Origin of the sequence: Microbacterium ulmi, from assembly GCF_011759705.1 — a bacterium.
Lineage (GTDB): Bacteria > Actinomycetota > Actinomycetes > Actinomycetales > Microbacteriaceae > Microbacterium > Microbacterium ulmi.
Genome location: NZ_JAAOZF010000002.1, coordinates 87,043 through 106,004, shown reverse-complemented (window position 1 = coordinate 106,004; position 18,962 = coordinate 87,043). Strand labels below are relative to the sequence as shown.

Genomic DNA, 18,962 nt, shown 5'->3' with positions numbered 1-18,962 from the left:
TCACCGTCGTCACCCGTCGGGGCGCGCGAGCCCCCGGTTGATCTGCCGCGCCCACAGCGGTCCGCGGTACAGGAACGCCGTGTAACCCTGCACGAGGTCGGCGCCGGCATCCAGCCGCTCGCGGACATCGACGGCGGTCTCGACCGCACCGACCGAGACGACGCAGAACTCCGCAGGCACGACGGCGCGCAGCAGCCTCAGAACGGCGAGCGCGCGCTCCTTGAGCGGACCGCCCGACAGCCCGCCCGCTCCCGCCGCCTCGACGATGGCGGGGTCGGTGCGCAGGCCGTCACGCGAGGTCGTCGTGTTCGTCGCGATGATCCCCGCGAGGCCCAGCTCCACCGCGAGCCGCGCGACGGCCTCGATCTCGTCATCCGGGAGATCGGGGGCGATCTTCACGAGAAGAGGCGTCTTCCCCGCGACGTCGCGGACGGCCTCGAGGAGCGGACGCAGGGTCTCCACCGCCTGCAGGCCCCGCAGCCCCGGCGTGTTGGGCGATGACACGTTGACGACGAGGTAGTCGGCGAGGGGCGCGAGCAGCGTCGCGCTCGCGACGTAGTCGGCCGTCGCCTGTGCGACGTCGACGACCCGGCTCTTGCCGATGTTGACGCCGATGACGGCGCGCTCGCCCCGGCGCCGGACCTTCTCCAGGCGCTGCGCCGCCGCTTCGGCCCCGTGGTTGTTGAAGCCCATGCGATTGACGACAGCGCGGTCGGGGATGAGACGGAACAGGCGCGGGCGCGGGTTCCCCTCCTGCGGGATCGCCGTGACCGTGCCGACCTCGACGTGACCGAACCCGAGCGCCCACAGCCCGCGGACGCCGATGACGTCCTTGTCGAAGCCGGCGGCGACGCCGAACGGCGAGTCGAACTCGAGGCCGAGCGCCGTCGTCCGCAGCCGCGGCGCAGGCTTCGTGAAGGCGCGCGCCGGCCAGGAGAACGGCGGGACGCCGAGCACGCGGATCACGAGCATCGCGGCGTGGTGCGCGGTCTCGGGGTCCATGCGCGACAGCACGGTCCGGAAAAGGAAGGGATACATCCCCTCCAGGCTATCGGGACGCGCTATCGCGCGTGATCCGCCCTCAGCTGGCCGATCGCCGCCTCGAAGTCCTCGAGGGAGTCGAACGCGCGGTACACGCTCGCGAACCGGAGGTAGGCGACCTCGTCGAGCTCGCGCAGCGGGCCGAGGATGGCGAGGCCGATCTCGTTCGTGTCGATCTGCGACGTGCCGGTCTGCCGGATCGCCTCCTCGACGGTCTGCGCGAGGATCGCGAGGTCGGCCTCGGTCACGGGGCGACCCTGACACGCCTTCCGGACGCCCGACATGACCTTGTCGCGGCTGAACGGCTCGATGACGCCGGAGCGCTTCACGACGTTGAGGCTCGCCGTCTCGGTCGTCGAGAAGCGCCCTCCGCACTCGGGGCACTGGCGACGACGACGGATGCTGAGGCCGTCGTCGCTCGTGCGCGAGTCGATGACGCGCGAGTCGGGGTGGCGGCAGAACGGGCAGTGCATGGCACGGAAAGACTACGGCACCCGGTCAGGCGTCGGCCGTCTCCAGACCTTCTCGAACGGCGAAGCGGGCCTCGACGGCCTCGCCGTGCGCGGGGAGCTGCTCGGCGTCCGCGAGCGTCACGATCGCCTCGCGCACGCGGTCGAGCGCCGCGCGGTCGTACTCGATGACCTGCTGCGGGCGAAGGAAGGTCGCAGCCGACAGGCCCGACGAGTATCGCGCCTGGCCTCCGGTCGGGAGCACGTGGTTGCTCCCCGCGAGGTAGTCGCCGAGGCTGACGGGCGAGTCGGCGCCGACGAAGACGGCCCCGGCGTGCACGAAGTCCTCAGGGCGCGCATCGGCGAGGTGCAGCTCGAGGTGCTCCGGCGCGTAGGCGTTGCTGAACGCCGTCGCCGTCGCGAGGTCGTCGACGAGGACGATCGCGGACTGCGGGCCCGCGAGCGAGACGGCGACACGATCGGCGTGCCGCGTCGCGCCCGCGCGACGCGCGACCTCGACGCCGACGGCGACGGCGAGGGCTTCGGATGCCGTCACGAGGACGGCCGCCGCCTGCTCGTCGTGCTCGGCCTGGCTGACGAGATCGGCCGCGACGAGCACGGGGTCGGCCGAGTCGTCTGCGACGATGAGGATCTCGGTCGCGCCGGCCTCGGCATCCGTCCCCACGGTTCCCGCCACCACGCGCTTCGCGGCCGCGACGAAGTTGTTGCCCGGCCCCGTGACGACGTCGACCGGGTCGAGCCCGAGTGACGCGACGCCGTGCGCGAATGCTCCGATCGCGCCGGCCCCGCCCATCGCGTAGACCTCCTGCACGCCGAGCAGACGGGCCGCCGCGAGGATCACGGGGTGCACGCGGCCACGGTGGTCGCGCTGCGGCGGCGAGGCGAGAGCGATCTGGGCGACCCCGGCGACCTGCGCGGGAACGACGTTCATGACGACGCTCGAGGGGTACACCGCCTTGCCGCCCGGCACGTAGACGCCGACCCTGCGAACGGGCTGCCAGCGCTGCGTCACCCGTGCGCCGGGCTCGAGCTCGGTCACCGCGGGAGCGGGCACCTGGGCTGCCGACGCGCGACGCACGCGCCCGATGGCCTCCTCGAGCGCGACACGTACTGCAGGGTCGAGACCTGCGAGCGCCTCGTCGAGGTGCGCCTGCGGCACGCGGATGGCGTGACCCTCGGCACCGTCGAAACGTGCCGCCTGGCTGCGGAGCGCGTCCTCGCCGTGCGACGCCACGTCCGCGACGAGAGTCGCGGCCGTGCCGAGTGCCTTGTCGAAGGCGGCCTCGGCGCGCGGGACGACGGCGAGCAGGTCGGAGGGCGAGAGAGCGTGTCCGCGCAGATCGATCGTGCGAAGCATCCCACAACGTTATCGCGCAGGGCTGGGCGACACGTGCAGGATTCAGCCCCGCGTGACGCCCCGGACGTCGAGGAGGTAGCCGAGACGGCCGTCCTCGTGGCGCACGACGAACGAGTCGCCGCGGTCTTCGATCACGAGCGCCCACGCCGTAGGCCCGATCCGGAAGATCGGGATGCCGGACTCGTCGACGACGTCGCGCTCCTCAGGGGCGAGCGCCCAGAACGCCTGGTGGCGCACGGTGGCCTGCTCGGGTTCGACATCGTCGAAGGTGTTCCGCGTGTGAAGGGGCTTCCAGTCCTCCTGGTCGCCTGCGAGACCGTACTCCGCGGACTCGGGCTCAGCGGGCTCTGCGGGGTCGCCCGCATCGTAGGCGTAGCCGGGTGCCTCCGTCGGCGATGGCTCCGCGAACGCCGAGAACGTTGGCGTCGGGCGTGGCGAGACGGCGCGGATCGGGCGGGCGCTGCGGTGCGCCACGACCTCGGGCCGGTGCTCGAAGTCCTCCGCCAGCGGCGGGATGACGGGGGCGAAGACGGTGAGGACGACACCGGCGATCATGAGGGCGAACTCGACCCACATGACCCACGAGCGGGTCCAGATGCCGCTTCCCGCCGCGAACGCGACGGTGTCCCAGACCCAGCCGAGCCACACGACGGTCGCGACCGAGAACGCGACCGACGCGAACTGGTCGATGCCGAGCGATCCGACGCGGCGGATGCCCTGCGGCGACAGGCGCCGCAGCACGAGGAGGAAGACGGCCACCGTGGGCACGGCGATCGTGAGGACCCATGGGAGACCCGATGTCCACACGGAGCCCCACGTGAGCCGGATGGCGGCGGTCGTGCCCGTCCACGTCGCCGTGACGGGGAAGAACGACACGACGAACGCCACGAGCCAGATGCCCGCGATCGCGACCTCGCGGATCGAGAAGGGGCCCACGCCGTACTGAGGCGGGATCCCGGCATCGGGCGCTTCGGCCGCGACGTCGGCGACCTCCTCAGGTTCGTTCAGCTGCTCGTCGGTCACGATGTTCCTTTCCGTCGGCGTAGGGGGCGCGCCGACCCCGATACTACCGGCGGGCTCCGTCAGCGCCAGATGGGATCGCGGGATCGTTGCAATGCGGGTCAGCCGAGGCACTGAGGGCCGAGCAGCCCTTTCAGCTCGCCATAGAGGTCGGCGGTCACGCGCACGGGGATGGGCACTTCGAAGACTTTCGCCGTCGAGCCCCTGTGGAGCTTCAGGGTCACCTCGATGTCTCCCCTGTGGCGGTCGAGCACCTCGGCGAGCTGCCCGATGACGGTCTCGGTCGCTCGGTGCTCGGGCAGCAGGAGCGTGAGCGGGCCCGTGGCGTCGACGGCCCCGAGATCCGGGGCGAACACCGATTGCGCGTGCAGATTGAGCCCGTCGTCGCGGCGGGACACCCTGCCGCGTACCGCGAGGATCGAGTCCGCGATCAGCTGCGACTGGAACTCCGTGTAGGTCTTGCCCATGAACATCACGGTGACCTCGCCGTTGAAGTCCTCGATCGTGATCATCCCGTACGGATTGCCGCTCTGCTTCGCGACCCGATGCTGCACGCTCGTCACGAGCCCCGCGACCGTCACCTGGTCGCCGTCGCGCACCTCTTCGTTCGAGAGCAGATCGTGGATCGACGTCGACGCGTGCTTCGCGAGCGGGATCTCCAGGCCGGCGAGCGGATGATCCGACACATAGAGCCCGAGCATCTCGCGCTCGAACGCCAGCTTGTCCTTCTTCATCCACTCCGGTCGTTCGGGCACCTTCGCCGGCACGACCTCCTCGGCCTCGTCGTAGAGGCTGTCGAAGTCGAATCCGATCGCACCTGTCGCGGCCTTGCGCTTGGTCTCGACGGCGGCCTCGACGGCGTCTTCGTGGATCTCCATGAGGGCGCGCCTGCTGGAGCCGAGCGAGTCGAAGGCACCCGCCTTGATGAGCGACTCGACCGTGCGCTTGTTCGCGACATGGAGCGGGACCTTCGTGAGGAAGTCGTGGAAGCTCACGAAGCCGTCGTCCTGACGCGACGCGACGATCCCGTCCACGACGTTCGCGCCGACATTGCGCACGGCGCCGAGACCGAAGCGGATGTCCTCGCCGACCGCGGCGAAGTACCTGATCGACTGCCCCACGTCGGGCGGCAGCACCCTGATGCCCATGCGACGGCACTCGTTGAGATACACCGCCATCTTGTCCTTCGAGTCACCGACGCTCGTGAGGAGAGCCGCCATGTACTCGGCGGGATAGTGCGCCTTGAGGTACGCCGTCCAATACGACACGAGGCCGTAGGCGGCGGAGTGCGCCTTGTTGAAGGCGTAGTCGGAGAACGGCAGCAGGATCTCCCACAGCGTCTGCACGGCGTCGTCCGAGTAGCCGTTCGCGTGCATGCCCGCCTGGAAGCCCTCGAACTGCTTATCGAGCTCGGACTTCTTCTTCTTGCCCATCGCGCGGCGCAGGATGTCGGCCTGACCGAGGCTGAACCCGGCGACGCGCTGCGCGATCGCCATCACCTGCTCCTGATAGATGATGAGGCCGTAGCTCGTGTCGAGGATGTCGGCGAGCGACTCCGCGAACTCCTCGTGGATAGGCGTGATCTCCTGCAGGCCGTTCTTGCGGAGGGCGTAGTTCGTGTGCGAGTTGGCACCCATCGGCCCTGGTCGGTACAGCGCGATGACGGCCGAGATGTCTTCGAAGTTGTCGGGCTTCATGAGGCGCAGCAGCGACCGCATGGGCCCGCCGTCGAGCTGGAAGACTCCGAGGGTGTCGCCGCGAGACAGCAGCTCGTACGACTCGGGATCGTCGAGGGAGAGGTCTTCGAGCACGAGCGGGACGCCGCGGTTGGCCGCGATGTTGTCGAGCGCGTCGTTGATGATCGTGAGGTTTCGCAGGCCGAGGAAGTCCATCTTGATGAGCCCGAGGGCTTCGCACGACGGATAGTCGAACTGCGTGACGATCTGGCCGTCCTGCTCACGGCGCATGATCGGGATGATGTCGATGAGCGGCTCGCTCGACATGATGACGCCCGCCGCGTGCACGCCCCACTGGCGCTTGAGGTTCTCGAGGCCGACGGCGGTGTCGAAGACCGTCTTCGCCTCGGCATCCGTGTCGATGAGCGCGCGGAACTCGCTCGCCTCTTTGTAGCGCGGATGACTCGGGTCGAACATGCCCTCGAGCGGCATGTCCTTGCCCATGACGGCCGGCGGCATCGCCTTCGTCAGCCGCTCCCCCATGCTGAAGGGGAAGCCGAGCACTCGCCCGGCGTCCTTGAGGGCCTGCTTCGCCTTGATCGTGCCGTACGTGACGATCTGCGCGACGCGCTCGTCGCCGTACTTCTCCGTCACGTACTGGATGACCTCGCCGCGACGGCGGTCGTCGAAGTCGACGTCGAAGTCGGGCATCGAGACGCGATCGGGATTGAGGAACCGCTCGAAGATCAGGCCGTGCTGGAGCGGGTCGAGGTCGGTGATCCTCATCGCGTAGGCGGCCATGGAGCCTGCTCCCGACCCGCGACCGGGACCGACGCGGATGCCGTTGCGCTTGGCCCAGTTGATGAAGTCCGCGACGACGAGGAAGTACCCGGGGAACCCCATCTGAACGATGACGCCGGTCTCGTACTCGGCCTGCTTCCGCACCTCATCGGGGATGCCGCCGGGGTACCGCGCGTGAAGCCCCCTCTCGACCTCCTTGACGAACCACGACTCCTCGGTCTCGCCCTCCGGCACGGGATACCTCGGCATGTAGTTGGCGCTCGTGTTGAACTCGACGTCGCAGCGCTCCGCGATCAGGAGCGTGTTGTCGCATGCTTCGGGGTGGTCGCGGAAGATCTGGCGCATCTCGGCGGAGCTCTTGACGTAATACCCGTCGCCGTCGAACTTGAAGCGCTTGGGATCGTCGAGCGTCGAGCCGGACTGCACGCAGAGGAGGGCGGCGTGGCTGCCCGCGTCGTGCTGGTGCGTGTAGTGCAGGTCGTTCGTGCCCACGAGCGGGATGTCGAGATCCTTCGCGATCTTCAGCAGATCGCCCATGACCCTGCGCTCGATCGAGAGGCCGTGGTCCATGATCTCGGCGAAGTAGTTCTCTCTGCCGAAGATGTCCTGGAACTCGGCTGCGGCCGCTCGCGCCGCGTCGTACTGGCCGAGCCGCAGGCGTGTCTGGACCTCGCCGGACGGGCAGCCCGTCGTCGCGATGAGACCCTTGCTGTAGGTCTGGAGCAGCTCGCGGTCCATGCGGGGCTTGAAGTAATACCCCTCCATGCTCGCGCGGGACGAGAGGCGGAACAGGTTGTGCATGCCCTCGGTCGTCTGCGACAGCAGGGTCATGTGCGTGTAGGCGCCCGACCCCGAGACGTCGTCGTCGCCCTGCTCCGGCGTGCCCCAGCGCACGCGCGCCTTGTCGGAGCGGTGCGTGCCCGGAGTCACGTAGGCCTCGATGCCGATGATCGGCTTGATGCCGGCATCCTTCGCCGCCTTGTAGAACTCGAAGGCCGCGAACGTGTTGCCGTGGTCGGTGACGGCGATCGCGGGCATGCCCTGGCGGACGGCCTCTTGGACCATCGGGCCGATGCGAGCGGCGCCGTCGAGCATCGAGTACTCGCTGTGCACGTGCAGATGGACGAAGGAGTCGGATGCCACGGGTCGAGTCTACGAAGCCGTCCGACATCCATCGCCTGACGCGCGCACTAGCCTGAACTGGTGCCCACACCCGAGTTCATCCTCCACTTGAGGGAGAAGGTCGGTCACGACCCCCTCGGCATCCCCGGCGTCACGGCTGTCGTGATCCGCGACGAGAAGGTCCTCCTGGGGCGCAGATCCGACGACGGCCGCCTCACGCCCGTGACGGGCATCGTCGATCCGCGCGAGGAGCCGGCGGACGCCGCCGTGCGGGAGGCGCTCGAGGAGGCGGGGGTCGTCATCCGCGCGACGAGGCTCGCGTCTGTGCGATGGATCCCCCGGGTGACGTACGACAACGGCGACCAGAGCGACTATCTCGACATGGTCTTCCGCTGCGAGTGGGTCTCGGGCGAGCCCTATCCCGCCGACGGAGAGCTGACCGAGGTGGGCTGGTACGACCTCGACGCGCTTCCGGTCGAAGTCGACGCCGAGATGCGCCGACGCATCGCCGTCGCGATCGCGGAGGACGAGCCCGCGCGGTTCGAGGGCGGGCGCTGACCAGTCGTGCCCGCCCTCGATTCGGCACCGGCGGGTCGTGGCGTGCACACTGAGCACATGGCCACCACGGAGCTCTCCCTGACCGGCGTCCGTCCACCGCGGGGCCTTGCGATCTTCTGGATCGTCGCTGGCGCGGCCGGCGGGATCGTCTCGTTCCTGCTGTACCTCGAGTACGTGGGCCAGCTGCAGGGCACCGAGCCGCTCATCTCGTGCTCGTGGGGTGTCGTCGTGACGTGCGGTCCGAACCTCCTGTCGCCCGGCGGAAACCTGCTCGGCTTCACGAACTCCCTCATCGGACTCGTGCTGTTCGGCGGCCCGGTCCACGCCGGAGTCAGCGCCCTCGCCGCGCCCGCAGGGCTGCGCACCTGGTATTGGCGCGTATACGGCGTCTTCGTGCTCGGCGGCTTCCTGCTCGTGCACGTCTTCGCGTGGCGGAGCGTCTTCGAGTACGGGTCACTGTGCCCGTGGTGCATGATCGTGTGGCTCGTCACGATCCCGCTGTTCTGGTTCACGCTCGGGTGGGAGCTGCGCGACGGCGTCTGGGGCGACCGCCCGCGGCGCGTCGGTGCCGTGGTGTTCTCCTGGGCGGTGCTGCTCACGATCCTCGACTACGCCGCCATCGCGATCGCGGCGCAGGTGCGCCTCGACGTGCTCGGGACGCTCTAGGACGATTGCGGCGAGGCCGGGACGGACTCTGCGCCCGTCTGCTCTGCTCGGGTCGACTCGAGCCGCATGAGCACCCGCGGGAACCCGCTCAGGACCGAGTCGGTGTCGGCCGCCTTGCGGAACCCCGCCTTCTCGAAGAGCGCGCGGGTCCCGACGTAGGCCATCGTCAGATCGATCCTGGACCCCTGGTTGTCGATCGGATACCCCTCGACGGCGGGAGCGCCGTTCGCCTTCGCGAATGCGACGGCGCCGTCGAGGAGCGCGTGCATGATCCCCTGCCTGCGGTGCCCCGGCCGAACGCGGAAGCACCACACCGACCAGGCGTCGAGCTCATCGACGTGCGGGATCCTGCGGAACGTCGCGAAGTGCGTGTCGCGGCGAGGATGCACGGCCGCCCATCCGACCGGCTCGTCGCCGTCGTACGCGAGCACGCCGGGCGCGAGCGGTTCGGCCAGCAGCTCCCTCACACGCTCGCCGCGCTCCGTGCCGCGCAGCGCGAGACTCTCCCTGCTCGGAATGCGGTAGCTGAGGCACCAGCAGACCGTGGAGTCCTCGCCCTTGGGCCCGATCACGGCGCGCGCGTCATCGAAGTCCCGTGCCGGTCGCACCTCGATCGCCATGGACCCATTGTGCCGACGGGGTCCGACATGGACGATCCGCCGCGTCGGCGCCCGCACGGGTGAAGGCGACGGATGCCTCCGCCGCCCTCACCCCGTCCTGGCCGCTGCGGAGTCGATGGCGCCGTCGCTGGCGTGGTCGCCCTGCGCGGCCGACGACTGGAACGACCGCCACTGGGCCGCTTCCTGCGCGCGGTGCTTCTTGACGACGCGAGACGCGATGCCGCGCAGCCACGGCCTCGCGCTCTCCCACGCGTGGTCGTCGTCACGGCGCCGCCGGATGGCGACGAGCATGGTCTCGCTCAGGACGTCGTCCGCGGCATCCGACCCCACGCGGCGCGCCGCGAAGGCCCGATCACCCGCGCGTGCCTCTCGAACAGCTCCGCGAACGCGGAGGGGGAGTCGAGGGACCGCCGGATGATCTCGCTGTCTGTGCTCACACCGGGTATTGCCCGATGTCGCGCGATGGGTTCACGCTCAGTCCCCGCGCAGGATGTCCAGCGCGTGCTGCAGATCGACCGGATAGTCCGACGTGAAGGTGACCCAGTCACCCGTGAGCGGGTGCGCGAACGACAGCTCGTGCGCATGCAGCCACTGCCGCGTGAGCCCGAGCCTCGCGGAGAGGGTCGGGTCGGCACCGTAGAGCGGATCGCCGACGCACGGATGCCGATGCGCCGCCATGTGCACGCGGATCTGGTGCGTGCGACCGGTCTCGAGGTGGATCTCGAGAAGAGATGCGCCGGGGAACGCCTCGAGCGTCTCGTAGTGCGTGACGGAGTCCTTGCCCTCTGGCGTGACGGCGAACTTCCACGAGTGCGTCGGGTGTCGCCCGATCGGCGCGTCGATCGTTCCGGAGAGGGGATCGGGATGCCCCTGCACGACGGCGTGGTAGATCTTGTCGACCTCGCGCTCCTTGAAGGCGCGCTTGAGGCTCGTGTAGGCATGCTCGGTCTTGGCGACCACCATGAGCCCGCTCGTGCCGACATCGAGGCGGTGGACGACACCCTGCCGCTCCGCCGCACCCGTCGTCGCGATGCGGAATCCGGCTGCCGCGAGCGCACCGAGCACCGTCGGGCCCTCCCAGCCGAGTGAGGGGTGGGCTGCGACACCGGCCGGCTTGTCGACCACGACGATGTCGTCATCGTCGTACGCGATCCCGAGGTCGGGCACGAGGACGGGGACGACCTCAGGTCCGCGCTTGTGCTCCCACTCGACGTCGAGCCAGCCGCCCGCGCGCAGCTTGTCGGACTTCGACAGACCGCGGCCGTCGAGGCGGACGCCGCCGGCGTCGGCGATCTCGGCCGCGAACGTGCGGGAGAAGCCGAGCATCTTCGCGAGCGCGGCATCCACCCGCGCTCCGTCGAGCCCGTCAGGGACGGGGAGGCTGCGCGACTCCACGTCAGTCCTTCGCGGGATCGGCGGGATCGGCCGGGGCTGCCGTCTCGACGGGAGCCACGGCGTCGGACACGGCCGCGGTCTCGACAGGAGCTGCGGACTCCGGCGCAACCGCGACCGGCTGCGCCGCGCCACCGCGACGCTCACGAGTCCCGTCGAGATGGACTCCGAAGAACACCAGCAGCGCGACGGAGATCATCATCGTCACGATGAAGATGTCCGCGACGTTGTAGATGGCGGGCATCATCCAGGGCGTGCTGATGAAATCCACGACGTGACCCGCACCGAACGCCGGCTCACGGAAGAGCCTGTCGGCGAGGTTGCCGAGCACGCCGCCGAGGAGCAGTCCCAGCACGACCATCCACAGGCGCGATCGCACACGCGTGGCCGCGAGCCAGCCGATCACGATGGCCACGAGTGCAAGCGCGATCGTGAAGATCCACGTGACGTCCTCGCCGAGCGAGAAGGCGGCACCGGCGTTGCGGATCAGATACAGGATCAGGAAGTCGCCGATGACGTGCACCGGCTCTTCGAGCGGGAGGTTCCGGATCGCGAGGAGCTTCGCGAACTGGTCGGCGGCCAGCACCAGCACAGCGAGGATCGCGATGCCGGTGCCGGCCGCCGCATGACGCAGGGGGGCGCGGCCTGTCAAAGACCGGGCCTAGAGGCCGATGGCGGAGACGGGCGTCGAGCCGGAGGACGTCGCCGTGGTCTCGAGGTCGCGCAGCTTGCCCTCGATGTAGCTGCGCAGCTGCGAGCGGTAGTCGCGCTCGAAGTTGCGCAGCTCGGTGATGCGGTTCTCGAGCACAGCGCGCTCGCGCTCCAGCTTCGCGATCTCGTCGCGGCCGCGGGCCTCGGCCTCGGAGACGATCGCTGTCGCCTGTGCCTGCGCGTCGGAGATCAGCTGGTCGCGCTGCGCGCGGCCCTCGGCGACGTGCTCGTCGTGCAGCCGCTGGGCGAGTTCGATGATTCCGGCGCTCGCTGCGGCACCGCCGGCGACAGGCTCGGCCGTGGGAGCCGCGGCGGCGGGCGCCTCGACGACGGGAGCGGGCGCGGCGGCGGGGGCGCCGCCGGCCTCGTACTGAGCGAGCTTCGCCTTCAGCTGCTCGTTCTCCTCGATGGTCTTGCGCCACTCCACCACGATCTCGTCGAGGAAGTCGTCGACCTCGTCGGGGTCGAACCCGTCCTTGAACCGGACGTGCTGGAACTGCTTGGTGACGACGTCATCGGGGGTCAAAGCCATGGTGATTCCTCTTTCGGGCGGTCGTGTCGCCGACGATGATCAAGGGCAGAGCCCGCCCGTCGGGCGGACCGTACCCAGCAAGCATAGTCGGGGAGGTTTCAGCTCGCGAGAGAACGCGTCACGCCGAGAAGCACGAAGCACAGCAGCATGACGATCGCGAAGCCGAAGTCGATCGCCACCGCGCCCACGCGCAGCGGCGGGATGAAGCGACGGAAGAACTTCAGCGGCGGGTCCGTCACGGTATAGACGATCTCGGCGGCGACCAGACCCGCGCCCTTCGGTCGCCATTCGCGGTTGAAGAACGGGATCCAGTCGAGGATCAGACGCACGAGCAGCAGCAGCGTGTAGACGAGGAGCAGCCAGTACAGCAGCCAGGCGATGAGGGGGACGAGCTCCACGGCGCTAGGACTGCGAGAACGGCACCGACTCGGTGTCCGCCTGCGCGACGCCGCCGTCGCCGGAGACGGCGACGTTCTCGGGCGACAGGAGGAAGACCTTGCTCGTGACGCGCTCGATACGGCCGTACAGGCCGAGCGACAGACCGCTCGCGAAGTCGATGAGACGACGCGCGTCGGCGTCGCTCATCTGCGAGAGGTTGATGATGACGGGGATGTTCTCGCGGAAGTTCTCTGCGATGATCTGGGCATCCCGGTACTGCTTCGGGTGCACGGTCAGGATCTCGCTCACAGTGCCTGCGGCGGGCTGACGCACGACGGCGGGTCGCAACGGCGTCACAGGCGCTGCCGCCTTCTCGACCTGCGTCTGCGACTTGCGGGCGGCGGGCTGCGGCGCCGGCTCCTCGTAGACGTCCTCTTCGTCGGCGAGGCCCAGGTACACCATGGTCTTCTTGAGCGGGTTCGACATCGCTTCCTCCTGATCGCTCGTCTGCTCCGAGGTTAACCGCGCGGGGGCCTCGGTCCCGTGATTGCGGAGCCGATCCGCAGGTGTGTCGCGCCCGCCGCGATCGCTTCGGCGAAATCCGCCGTCATGCCCGCCGAGATCCAGGTCGCATCGGGGACGATCCCGCGCAGCCGCTCGCTGCATACGCGCAGGCGCTCGAACGCCGCCGCGGGGTCTTCGTCGAGGGGCGCGACGCCCATGACTCCCCGCACGCGGAGGGTGCGGCATCCTGCGACGTGCTCCGCGAGCGCCGCGAGTCCGCCGGGCTGGACTCCACCGCGTCCTGGATCGGCCGTCAGGTTCACCTGCAGCAGCACGTCGAGGTCGGTGGCGCCGTCGTCGCCCGCCGCGTCGAGCGCGTCGGCGAGCCGATCGCGGTCGACCGAGTGCACGACGGATGCCGCGCTGCGGATCGCCCGTGCCTTGTTGGTCTGCGCCTGGCCGATGAAGTGCCAGCGCAGCCCGTCGAGCGGGCCGATCGCCTCGGCCTTCTGCGTCAGCTCCTGCTGGCGGTTCTCACCGACGTCGCGAACGCCGAGCCTGTAGAGCTCCTCGACGATCGACGCGTCGTGGAACTTCGTCACGACGATGCGGGTGAGCCCAGAAGGATCGCGGCCCGCCGCGCGAGCGGCATCCGTGATGCGCGCGTCGACGTCGGCGAGCCGCGATGCGAGGTCGTCCACTCCCTCGGTCTACTTCAGGAAGTCGGGGATGTCGAGATCGTCGTCTCCGAACGCCGAGTCGAAGCTGGACTCGGTCACGGCGGCGACCCCCACAGAGACCGGCTCGGGCTGGACCGCGAGCTCCTTCGCGGCATCCTCCGCGGGAGTCTTCGGGACGAGCGGCGTCGACACGACGCGCTGCGCCGTGATGGGCTCGATACGCGACTGGGGCTCGCCTCCGTCGAAGCCCGCGGCGATGACGGTCACCCGCACTTCGTCGCCGAGGGTGTCGTCGATGACCGTGCCGAAGATGATGTTCGCCTCGGAGTGCGCCGCCTCCTTGACCAGCTGCGCCGCGTCGTTGATCTCGAAGATGCCGAGGTTCGACCCGCCCTGGATCGACAGCAGCACGCCGTGCGCGCCCTCGATCGATGCCTCGAGCAGGGGCGACTCGACCGCGAGCTCCGCCGCCTTGATCGCGCGGTCGGCGCCGCGTGCCGAGCCGATGCCCATGAGCGCCGAGCCCGCACCCTGCATGACCGACTTGACGTCGGCGAAGTCGAGGTTGATGAGGCCCGGCGTCGTGATGAGGTCGGTGATGCCCTGGACACCGGCGAGGAGCACCTGGTCGGCCGTCGCGAACGCCTCGATCATCGAGATGCCGCGGTCGCTGATCTCGAGCAGGCGATCGTTCGGCACGACGATGAGCGTGTCGACCTCTTCCTTGAGCTTGGCGACGCCCGTCTCGGCCTGCTGCTGGCGGCGGCGCCCCTCGAACGAGAACGGCTTCGTGACGACGCCGATGGTCAGCGCGCCGATCGACTTCGCGATCTTGGCGACGACGGGAGCACCGCCTGTGCCCGTGCCACCGCCCTCGCCTGCCGTCACGAACACCATATCGGCGCCGCGGATGGCCTCTTCGATCTCCTCCGCGTGGTCTTCGGCGGCGCGGCGACCCACCTCGGGGTCTGCGCCGGCGCCGAGTCCGCGCGTGAGCTCACGTCCGACGTCGAGCTTGACGTCGGCGTCGCTCATGAGCAGCGCCTGGGCATCCGTGTTGATCGCGATGAACTCGACGCCGCGCAGACCGAGTTCGATCATGCGGTTCACGGCGTTGACGCCACCGCCGCCAACGCCGACCACCTTGATGACGGCGAGGTAGTTCTGGTTCTGGCTCATGCCGGCCTCCGTCTTCGTCCGAACCTGGTAAACCTTCAACCTCTACTAGAGGTATAAAGAATTGCCCGGTATGCAATTCCTGAGATGAAACTAAGCGGATGCCGCTCTCCCGTCCGGAGCGTCGTGGGCGTGTCGCGACATCCCGCGCCGGATTCGTCGCCGCAGGCGCTCAGCGCACCACGATCGCGCTCGGAGACGAGACGTCGTAGACGCTGACGTCGGCGGGCGGTCGTGCCGTCATGATCGTCTGAAGTCGCAGCGCCTTCATCGCGGAGTCCTCGGCGCTGCCCCACACGACCTTCGTGCGCGTGCCTCCGAGCGTCAGGGTCACGTCGTCGCGCGTCGTCGCAGACGCCTCCGTCACCTGTGCGCGGATGTCGTCGGGAAGCGACCGCATGACCTGTCCGAGCGCGACGAACGCGGGCGACGACGTGCCCGCATCGACCGTGATGAGCGGCTGACCCGCAGGAGGCGTCGGCGTCGTCGACAGCGCGACGCCCGCCGCATCGACGAGCGTGTACCCCGCCGCGGACTGGACGAGTCCGATCGGCGTGCGCTCCACGATCCGCACGACGAGCTCGTGGGGAGGCCGTGCCTCCAGCGTGTAGGTCTCCACGAGCGGGAACGCCACGAGCGCCGCCTTGACGGCGCTCTCGTCGACGAGCGGCAGCGGCTTGCCGAGCTGCCCGTCGAGGGCGCCGGCGACGACCTCCGCGTCGAGCTGCTGCGTGCCCAGGACGTGGATCCGCTCAACGCCGAAGAGGGGGCTGTACGCCGCCGCGACCGTCCCGACGACGAGCGCGGCGAGTGCGGCGAGCGACGCGAACCAGGTCAGGCGCCGCCGTCGCTGGCGGCCCGTGAAGCGGCGGACCTCGGCGCGCAGCGCCTTGCGCCGTGCGCGCGCGGCGCGCCACACGTCGCGCAGGCCGACCTGGGTATCGCCCTCGGGCTCGCGCGGGGACGCGGCATCCGGGCCCTCGCGGTCGACGTCGTGGGTGAGCGGAATGACGGGGGCGAGGGATGCCTCCTCGGCGCCCCCGGCCACGGACGCCTCGACGGGCTCGGACGGTGCGATCGGCTCGGACGGCGTCCCGGCGTCGGCGCGCGGGCGGCTCGCGGCGCCGACCGGCGGCGGGAGCGGACTCGGCCGGCGCATGCCGTCCTACTCCCCCGCGACCTGCGCCGGAGTGCGCGAGAGCGCCTCGAGCACCTGCGGAATGATGAGGTTCACGTTGCCGCAGCCGAGCGTGATGATGTAGTCGCCCTCGCGCGCGACGGAGGCGGTGTAGTCGGCGGCCTCCTGCCAGTCAACGACGTAGTGCACGTGGGCGGGATCGGCGAAGGCTCCGCTCACGAGCTCGCCCGTGACACCGGGGACGGGGTCTTCCCGCGCGCCGTACACGTCGAGGACGATCGTGTGGTCGGCGTGACCCTCGAGAACCTCGGCGAACTCGCGGAACAGGTGCTGCGTGCGCGAGTACGTGTGCGGCTGGTGGAGCGCGATGATGCGACCGTCGCCGACGACGGTGCGCGTCGCGGCGAGGGCCGCAGCGACCTCCGTAGGGTGGTGCGCGTAGTCGTCGTAGACGCTGACCCCGCGTTCGACGCCGTGCAGCTCGAAGCGGCGCACGGTGCCGGTGAAGCCCTCCACGGCCCGGACCGCCGGCTCGAGCCCGTGCCCGAGCGCGAGCAGGACGGCGACGACGCCGGCAGCGTTGATCGCATTGTGCGTGCCGGGGATGGCGAGGCGCGCGACGACGCTCTGACCGCGGGCCGTGATCGTGAACGACACGGGACCCTCCGTGCGGATGTCGGTCACGCGCACGTCGGCGTCCTCCGCCTCGCCGAAGGTCACGACGCTGTCGTGCGTGATCCGCTCGGACACCAGCCGCGCCCCCGCGTCGTCCGACGAGATCACGACGGCCTCGCGCGCACGGTTCGCGAACGTCGCGAAGCCGTCGTAGAACGCGTCGCTCGTGCCCCAGTGGTCGAGGTGGTCGGGGTCGACGTTCGTGATGAGCGCGATCGACGTGTCGTAGAGCAGGAACGTGCCGTCGGACTCGTCCGCCTCGATCACGACGAGATCGTCCGAGCCTGTTCCGCTCGAGACGCCGAGCTGTGCGATCACGCCGCCGCTCACGAACGTCGGGCGCGCGTCAAGGGCCTGCAGCGCCGTGACGATCATCCCCGTCGAGGTGGTCTTGCCGTGCGCGCCTGCGACCGAGACGAGCCGTCGGCCCCCGATGAGCCAGTACAGCGCCTGCGAGCGGTGGATGACGTGCAGTCCGCGCTCCTTCGCGAGCAGGAACTCGGGGTTCTCCGGCCAGATCGCGCCCGTGTGCACGACGGTGTCGACGTCGTCGGGAAGGTTCGCCGCATCGTGGCCGACGAAGATCGTGGCGCCGCGCTCTGCGAGCTCACGCAGTGCGGGGCCGTCTGCACGGTCGGAGCCGGACACGCGGATGCCGCGGTCCAGGAACATGCGCGCGAGGCCCGACATCCCGGAGCCTCCGATGCCGATGAAGTGGGCGGCCTCGATGTCCTCGGGGATGGGCAGGCTCAAGTCGGGTCTGATCATGACCCACCAATCCTAAGTTGGCCGAGGGATGCCGCGGCCCAGGGCGCGCCTGGCGACCCGCCGCGGAGGCTGTGCGTTGACACATCTGCGCGACGCACGTACAAGAGGTCCATGGAACTCGACGCCGTCTTCGCCCGCACGATCCGCAGCACGCGACGCCCCCTCCCGCCATGCCCAGAGCGGAGGCGTCGGCTCGTCGCGGCGGGGAGCGTCACGTGATCGCCGTCGATGCGTCGTCGCCCGTTCCGCCGTTCGAGCAGCTGCGCGCACAGCTCGTCGACGCCGTATCTTCGGGCGAGCTCGTCGCGGGCGCACGCCTTCCCACCGTGCGACGCCTCGCCGGCGACCTCGGTCTCGCGCCCGGCACGATCGCCCGCGCGTATCGCGAGCTCGAGGCGTCCGGGTTCATCGAGACCCGCGGCCGCAACGGCACGTTCGTCTCGCCGCAGGGCGATCCCGCGGTGCGAGAGGCGAAGCGGGCGGCGGCCGCCTTCGCGGAGCAGATCCGGATGCTGCACGTCGACGCCGACCACGCGCTCGAGCTCGTCGCCGCCGCGCTGCGCGCCGACCCCCGCACGACCTGACGGGGTCCGGCTCAGCGGCCGAGCGCCCCGTCGATCATCGCGACGACGTTCTCCGTGCCCGTGCGCGTGCCGACGGTCGCGGCGGCGGCGCGCATCGCGTCGCGACGGGCCGCGTCCGCGAGGAGCGGCACCACCTCGGACCGCACCCGGTCGGCCGAGAACTCGACATCCGGAATCAGGACGGCTGCGCCCGCGCGCACGGCGGACGCCGCGTTCAGGGCCTGCTCGCCGTTGCCGACGGCATACGGGACGTACACGGCGGGGATGCCGAGCGCGCTGATCTCGCTCACGGTCGCCGATCCCGAGCGCGACACGATGAAGTCGGCGAGGGCGAACGCGAGGTCCATGCGATCGACGTAGCGGCGGACGGCGTAGCCCGCAGCGCCGGGATCGGCGAGGTCCGACTTCTCCCCCGTCACGTGGAGGAGCTGCCACCCTGCGTCGAGCACGTCCCGCCACGCGCCGCCGAAGGCCTCGTTGAGCCGAAGCGCCCCGAGCGAGCCGCCGAAGACGAGAAGCGTCGGCTTCGCGGCGTCGAGGCCGAAGTGCTCGGCCGCCTCAGCGCGGAGCGCATCGCGGTCGAGGGAGACGATCTCGCGGCGCAGCGGCATCCCGACCACTCGCGAGCCCCGCAGCGGGGTGCCTTCGAACGCGACCCCGACGCCGGCGGCCGATCGGGCGCCCAGCACGTTCGCCAGGCCCGGCTTCGCGTTGGCCTCGTGCACGACGATCGGCACGCCGGCTCGACGCGCCGCGACGTACGCGGGGGCCGACGCGTAGCCGCCGAAGCCCACCACGACGTCGACCGCGCGGTCCTGCAGGTGCGCGCGCACCTGCTTGACGGCGCGCGCGAACCGTGCGGGAAACGCCGCGGCCGCCCTGTCGGGCCGCCGAGGGAACGGCACCTTGTCGACGATGAGCAGCTCGTAGCCGCGTTCGGGCACGAGCCGGGCCTCGAGACCCTCCCGGGTGCCCACCACGAGAACGGAGGACTCGGGCTCTCGCTCGCGCAGCGCGTCGGCGACGGCCAGGAGCGGATTGACGTGCCCGGCGGTCCCGCCGCCTGCGAGGAGGTACGTGGTCACCCAGCGAC

Annotated in this window: 20 protein-coding genes; 3 read left to right on the top strand and 17 right to left on the bottom strand. The window is 70.1% G+C overall.

Annotated elements, in window-relative coordinates:
• Positions 1-9 precede the first annotated feature (9 nt).
• The 5 genes from FHS08_RS13085 to dnaE form a co-directional block, all read right to left on the bottom strand.
• Positions 10-1,038, bottom strand: coding sequence for a quinone-dependent dihydroorotate dehydrogenase (locus FHS08_RS13085; RefSeq protein WP_167040102.1), 1,029 nt, complete (start codon positions 1,036-1,038; stop codon positions 10-12).
• 23 nt (positions 1,039-1,061) lie between these two features.
• On the bottom strand, positions 1,062-1,514 hold the full coding sequence (nrdR, locus tag FHS08_RS13080; RefSeq protein WP_167040100.1) for a transcriptional regulator NrdR: 453 nt from the start codon (positions 1,512-1,514) through the stop codon (positions 1,062-1,064).
• 25 nt (positions 1,515-1,539) lie between these two features.
• Complete coding sequence (gene hisD / locus FHS08_RS13075; protein ID WP_167040098.1) at positions 1,540-2,868, bottom strand: histidinol dehydrogenase; 1,329 nt, start codon at positions 2,866-2,868, stop codon at positions 1,540-1,542.
• Between the two features lie 42 nt (positions 2,869-2,910).
• The gene (locus tag FHS08_RS13070; RefSeq protein ID WP_167040096.1) at positions 2,911-3,891 is read right to left on the bottom strand and encodes a hypothetical protein; all 981 of its coding nucleotides are present in this window, start codon (positions 3,889-3,891) and stop codon (positions 2,911-2,913) included.
• 98 nt (positions 3,892-3,989) lie between these two features.
• Complete coding sequence (gene dnaE, locus FHS08_RS13065) at positions 3,990-7,508, bottom strand: DNA polymerase III subunit alpha (protein ID WP_167040094.1); 3,519 nt, start codon at positions 7,506-7,508, stop codon at positions 3,990-3,992.
• Between the two features lie 60 nt (positions 7,509-7,568).
• Here dnaE and FHS08_RS13060 point away from each other — a divergent pair, with 60 nt between their 5' ends.
• Positions 7,569-8,045, top strand: coding sequence for an NUDIX domain-containing protein (locus FHS08_RS13060; protein WP_167040092.1), 477 nt, complete (start codon positions 7,569-7,571; stop codon positions 8,043-8,045).
• Between the two features lie 57 nt (positions 8,046-8,102).
• Complete coding sequence (locus FHS08_RS13055; RefSeq protein ID WP_167040090.1) at positions 8,103-8,711, top strand: vitamin K epoxide reductase family protein; 609 nt, start codon at positions 8,103-8,105, stop codon at positions 8,709-8,711.
• Here FHS08_RS13055 and FHS08_RS13050 read toward each other — a convergent pair.
• From FHS08_RS13050 to murC, 11 genes are all read right to left on the bottom strand, one after another.
• A complete protein-coding gene (locus tag FHS08_RS13050) occupies positions 8,708-9,331 on the bottom strand; it encodes a GNAT family N-acetyltransferase (protein WP_167040088.1) in 624 nt (207 codons plus the stop codon). The genes FHS08_RS13055 and FHS08_RS13050 overlap by 4 nt on opposite strands.
• Before the next feature lie 87 nt (positions 9,332-9,418).
• Positions 9,419-9,661 (bottom strand): RNA polymerase sigma factor, encoded by a 243-nt coding sequence (locus FHS08_RS13045; RefSeq protein WP_208382556.1) that lies wholly within the window; start codon positions 9,659-9,661, stop codon positions 9,419-9,421.
• Positions 9,662-9,805: 144 nt separating this feature from the next.
• Positions 9,806-10,726 carry an RluA family pseudouridine synthase gene (locus FHS08_RS13040; protein WP_167040086.1) on the bottom strand — a complete coding sequence of 307 codons (921 nt, stop codon included), beginning with the start codon at positions 10,724-10,726 and terminating at the stop codon, positions 9,806-9,808.
• Position 10,727: 1 nt separating this feature from the next.
• The gene (locus FHS08_RS13035) at positions 10,728-11,375 is read right to left on the bottom strand and encodes a signal peptidase II (protein WP_167040084.1); all 648 of its coding nucleotides are present in this window, start codon (positions 11,373-11,375) and stop codon (positions 10,728-10,730) included.
• A gap of 9 nt (positions 11,376-11,384) precedes the next feature.
• Positions 11,385-11,966 (bottom strand): DivIVA domain-containing protein, encoded by a 582-nt coding sequence (locus FHS08_RS13030; RefSeq protein WP_167040082.1) that lies wholly within the window; start codon positions 11,964-11,966, stop codon positions 11,385-11,387.
• Between the two features lie 98 nt (positions 11,967-12,064).
• Positions 12,065-12,364, bottom strand: coding sequence for a YggT family protein (locus FHS08_RS13025; protein WP_167040080.1), 300 nt, complete (start codon positions 12,362-12,364; stop codon positions 12,065-12,067).
• Between the two features lie 4 nt (positions 12,365-12,368).
• On the bottom strand, positions 12,369-12,830 hold the full coding sequence (locus FHS08_RS13020; protein ID WP_167040078.1) for a cell division protein SepF: 462 nt from the start codon (positions 12,828-12,830) through the stop codon (positions 12,369-12,371).
• 32 nt (positions 12,831-12,862) lie between these two features.
• Positions 12,863-13,549, bottom strand: a complete 687-nt coding sequence (locus FHS08_RS13015) for a YggS family pyridoxal phosphate-dependent enzyme (protein WP_167040076.1) — start codon at positions 13,547-13,549, stop codon at positions 12,863-12,865.
• 9 nt (positions 13,550-13,558) lie between these two features.
• The gene (ftsZ, locus tag FHS08_RS13010; RefSeq protein ID WP_167040073.1) at positions 13,559-14,707 is read right to left on the bottom strand and encodes a cell division protein FtsZ; all 1,149 of its coding nucleotides are present in this window, start codon (positions 14,705-14,707) and stop codon (positions 13,559-13,561) included.
• A gap of 169 nt (positions 14,708-14,876) precedes the next feature.
• A complete protein-coding gene (locus FHS08_RS13005) occupies positions 14,877-15,863 on the bottom strand; it encodes a cell division protein FtsQ/DivIB (RefSeq protein WP_167040071.1) in 987 nt (328 codons plus the stop codon).
• Positions 15,864-15,869: 6 nt separating this feature from the next.
• Positions 15,870-17,285 carry a UDP-N-acetylmuramate--L-alanine ligase gene (murC, locus tag FHS08_RS13000; RefSeq protein WP_167040069.1) on the bottom strand — a complete coding sequence of 472 codons (1,416 nt, stop codon included), beginning with the start codon at positions 17,283-17,285 and terminating at the stop codon, positions 15,870-15,872.
• 215 nt (positions 17,286-17,500) lie between these two features.
• Here murC and FHS08_RS12995 point away from each other — a divergent pair, with 215 nt between their 5' ends.
• Positions 17,501-17,869, top strand: coding sequence for a GntR family transcriptional regulator (locus tag FHS08_RS12995; RefSeq protein WP_170283173.1), 369 nt, complete (start codon positions 17,501-17,503; stop codon positions 17,867-17,869).
• A gap of 11 nt (positions 17,870-17,880) precedes the next feature.
• On the opposite strand, the gene FHS08_RS12990 is transcribed toward FHS08_RS12995, so the two are convergent.
• A complete protein-coding gene (locus FHS08_RS12990; protein WP_167040065.1) occupies positions 17,881-18,954 on the bottom strand; it encodes a glycosyltransferase in 1,074 nt (357 codons plus the stop codon).
• Positions 18,955-18,962 lie beyond the last annotated feature (8 nt).

Bases quoted from the DNA above. Each gene is read 5' to 3' on its own strand.
- nrdR (WP_167040100.1), bottom strand. From the start codon at position 1,514: ATGCACTGCCCGTTCTGCCGCCACCCCGACTCGCGCGTCATCGACTCG.
- hisD (WP_167040098.1), bottom strand. From the start codon at position 2,868: ATGCTTCGCACGATCGATCTGCGCGGACACGCTCTCTCGCCCTCCGAC.
- FHS08_RS13055 (WP_167040090.1), top strand. From the start codon at position 8,103: ATGGCCACCACGGAGCTCTCCCTGACCGGCGTCCGTCCACCGCGGGGC.
- FHS08_RS13030 (WP_167040082.1), bottom strand. From the start codon at position 11,966: ATGGCTTTGACCCCCGATGACGTCGTCACCAAGCAGTTCCAGCACGTC.
- FHS08_RS13085 (WP_167040102.1), bottom strand. From the start codon at position 1,038: ATGTATCCCTTCCTTTTCCGGACCGTGCTGTCGCGCATGGACCCCGAG.
- FHS08_RS13050 (WP_167040088.1), bottom strand. From the start codon at position 9,331: ATGGCGATCGAGGTGCGACCGGCACGGGACTTCGATGACGCGCGCGCC.
- murC (WP_167040069.1), bottom strand. From the start codon at position 17,285: ATGATCAGACCCGACTTGAGCCTGCCCATCCCCGAGGACATCGAGGCC.
- FHS08_RS13005 (WP_167040071.1), bottom strand. From the start codon at position 15,863: ATGCGCCGGCCGAGTCCGCTCCCGCCGCCGGTCGGCGCCGCGAGCCGC.
- ftsZ (WP_167040073.1), bottom strand. From the start codon at position 14,707: ATGAGCCAGAACCAGAACTACCTCGCCGTCATCAAGGTGGTCGGCGTT.
- FHS08_RS13020 (WP_167040078.1), bottom strand. From the start codon at position 12,830: ATGTCGAACCCGCTCAAGAAGACCATGGTGTACCTGGGCCTCGCCGAC.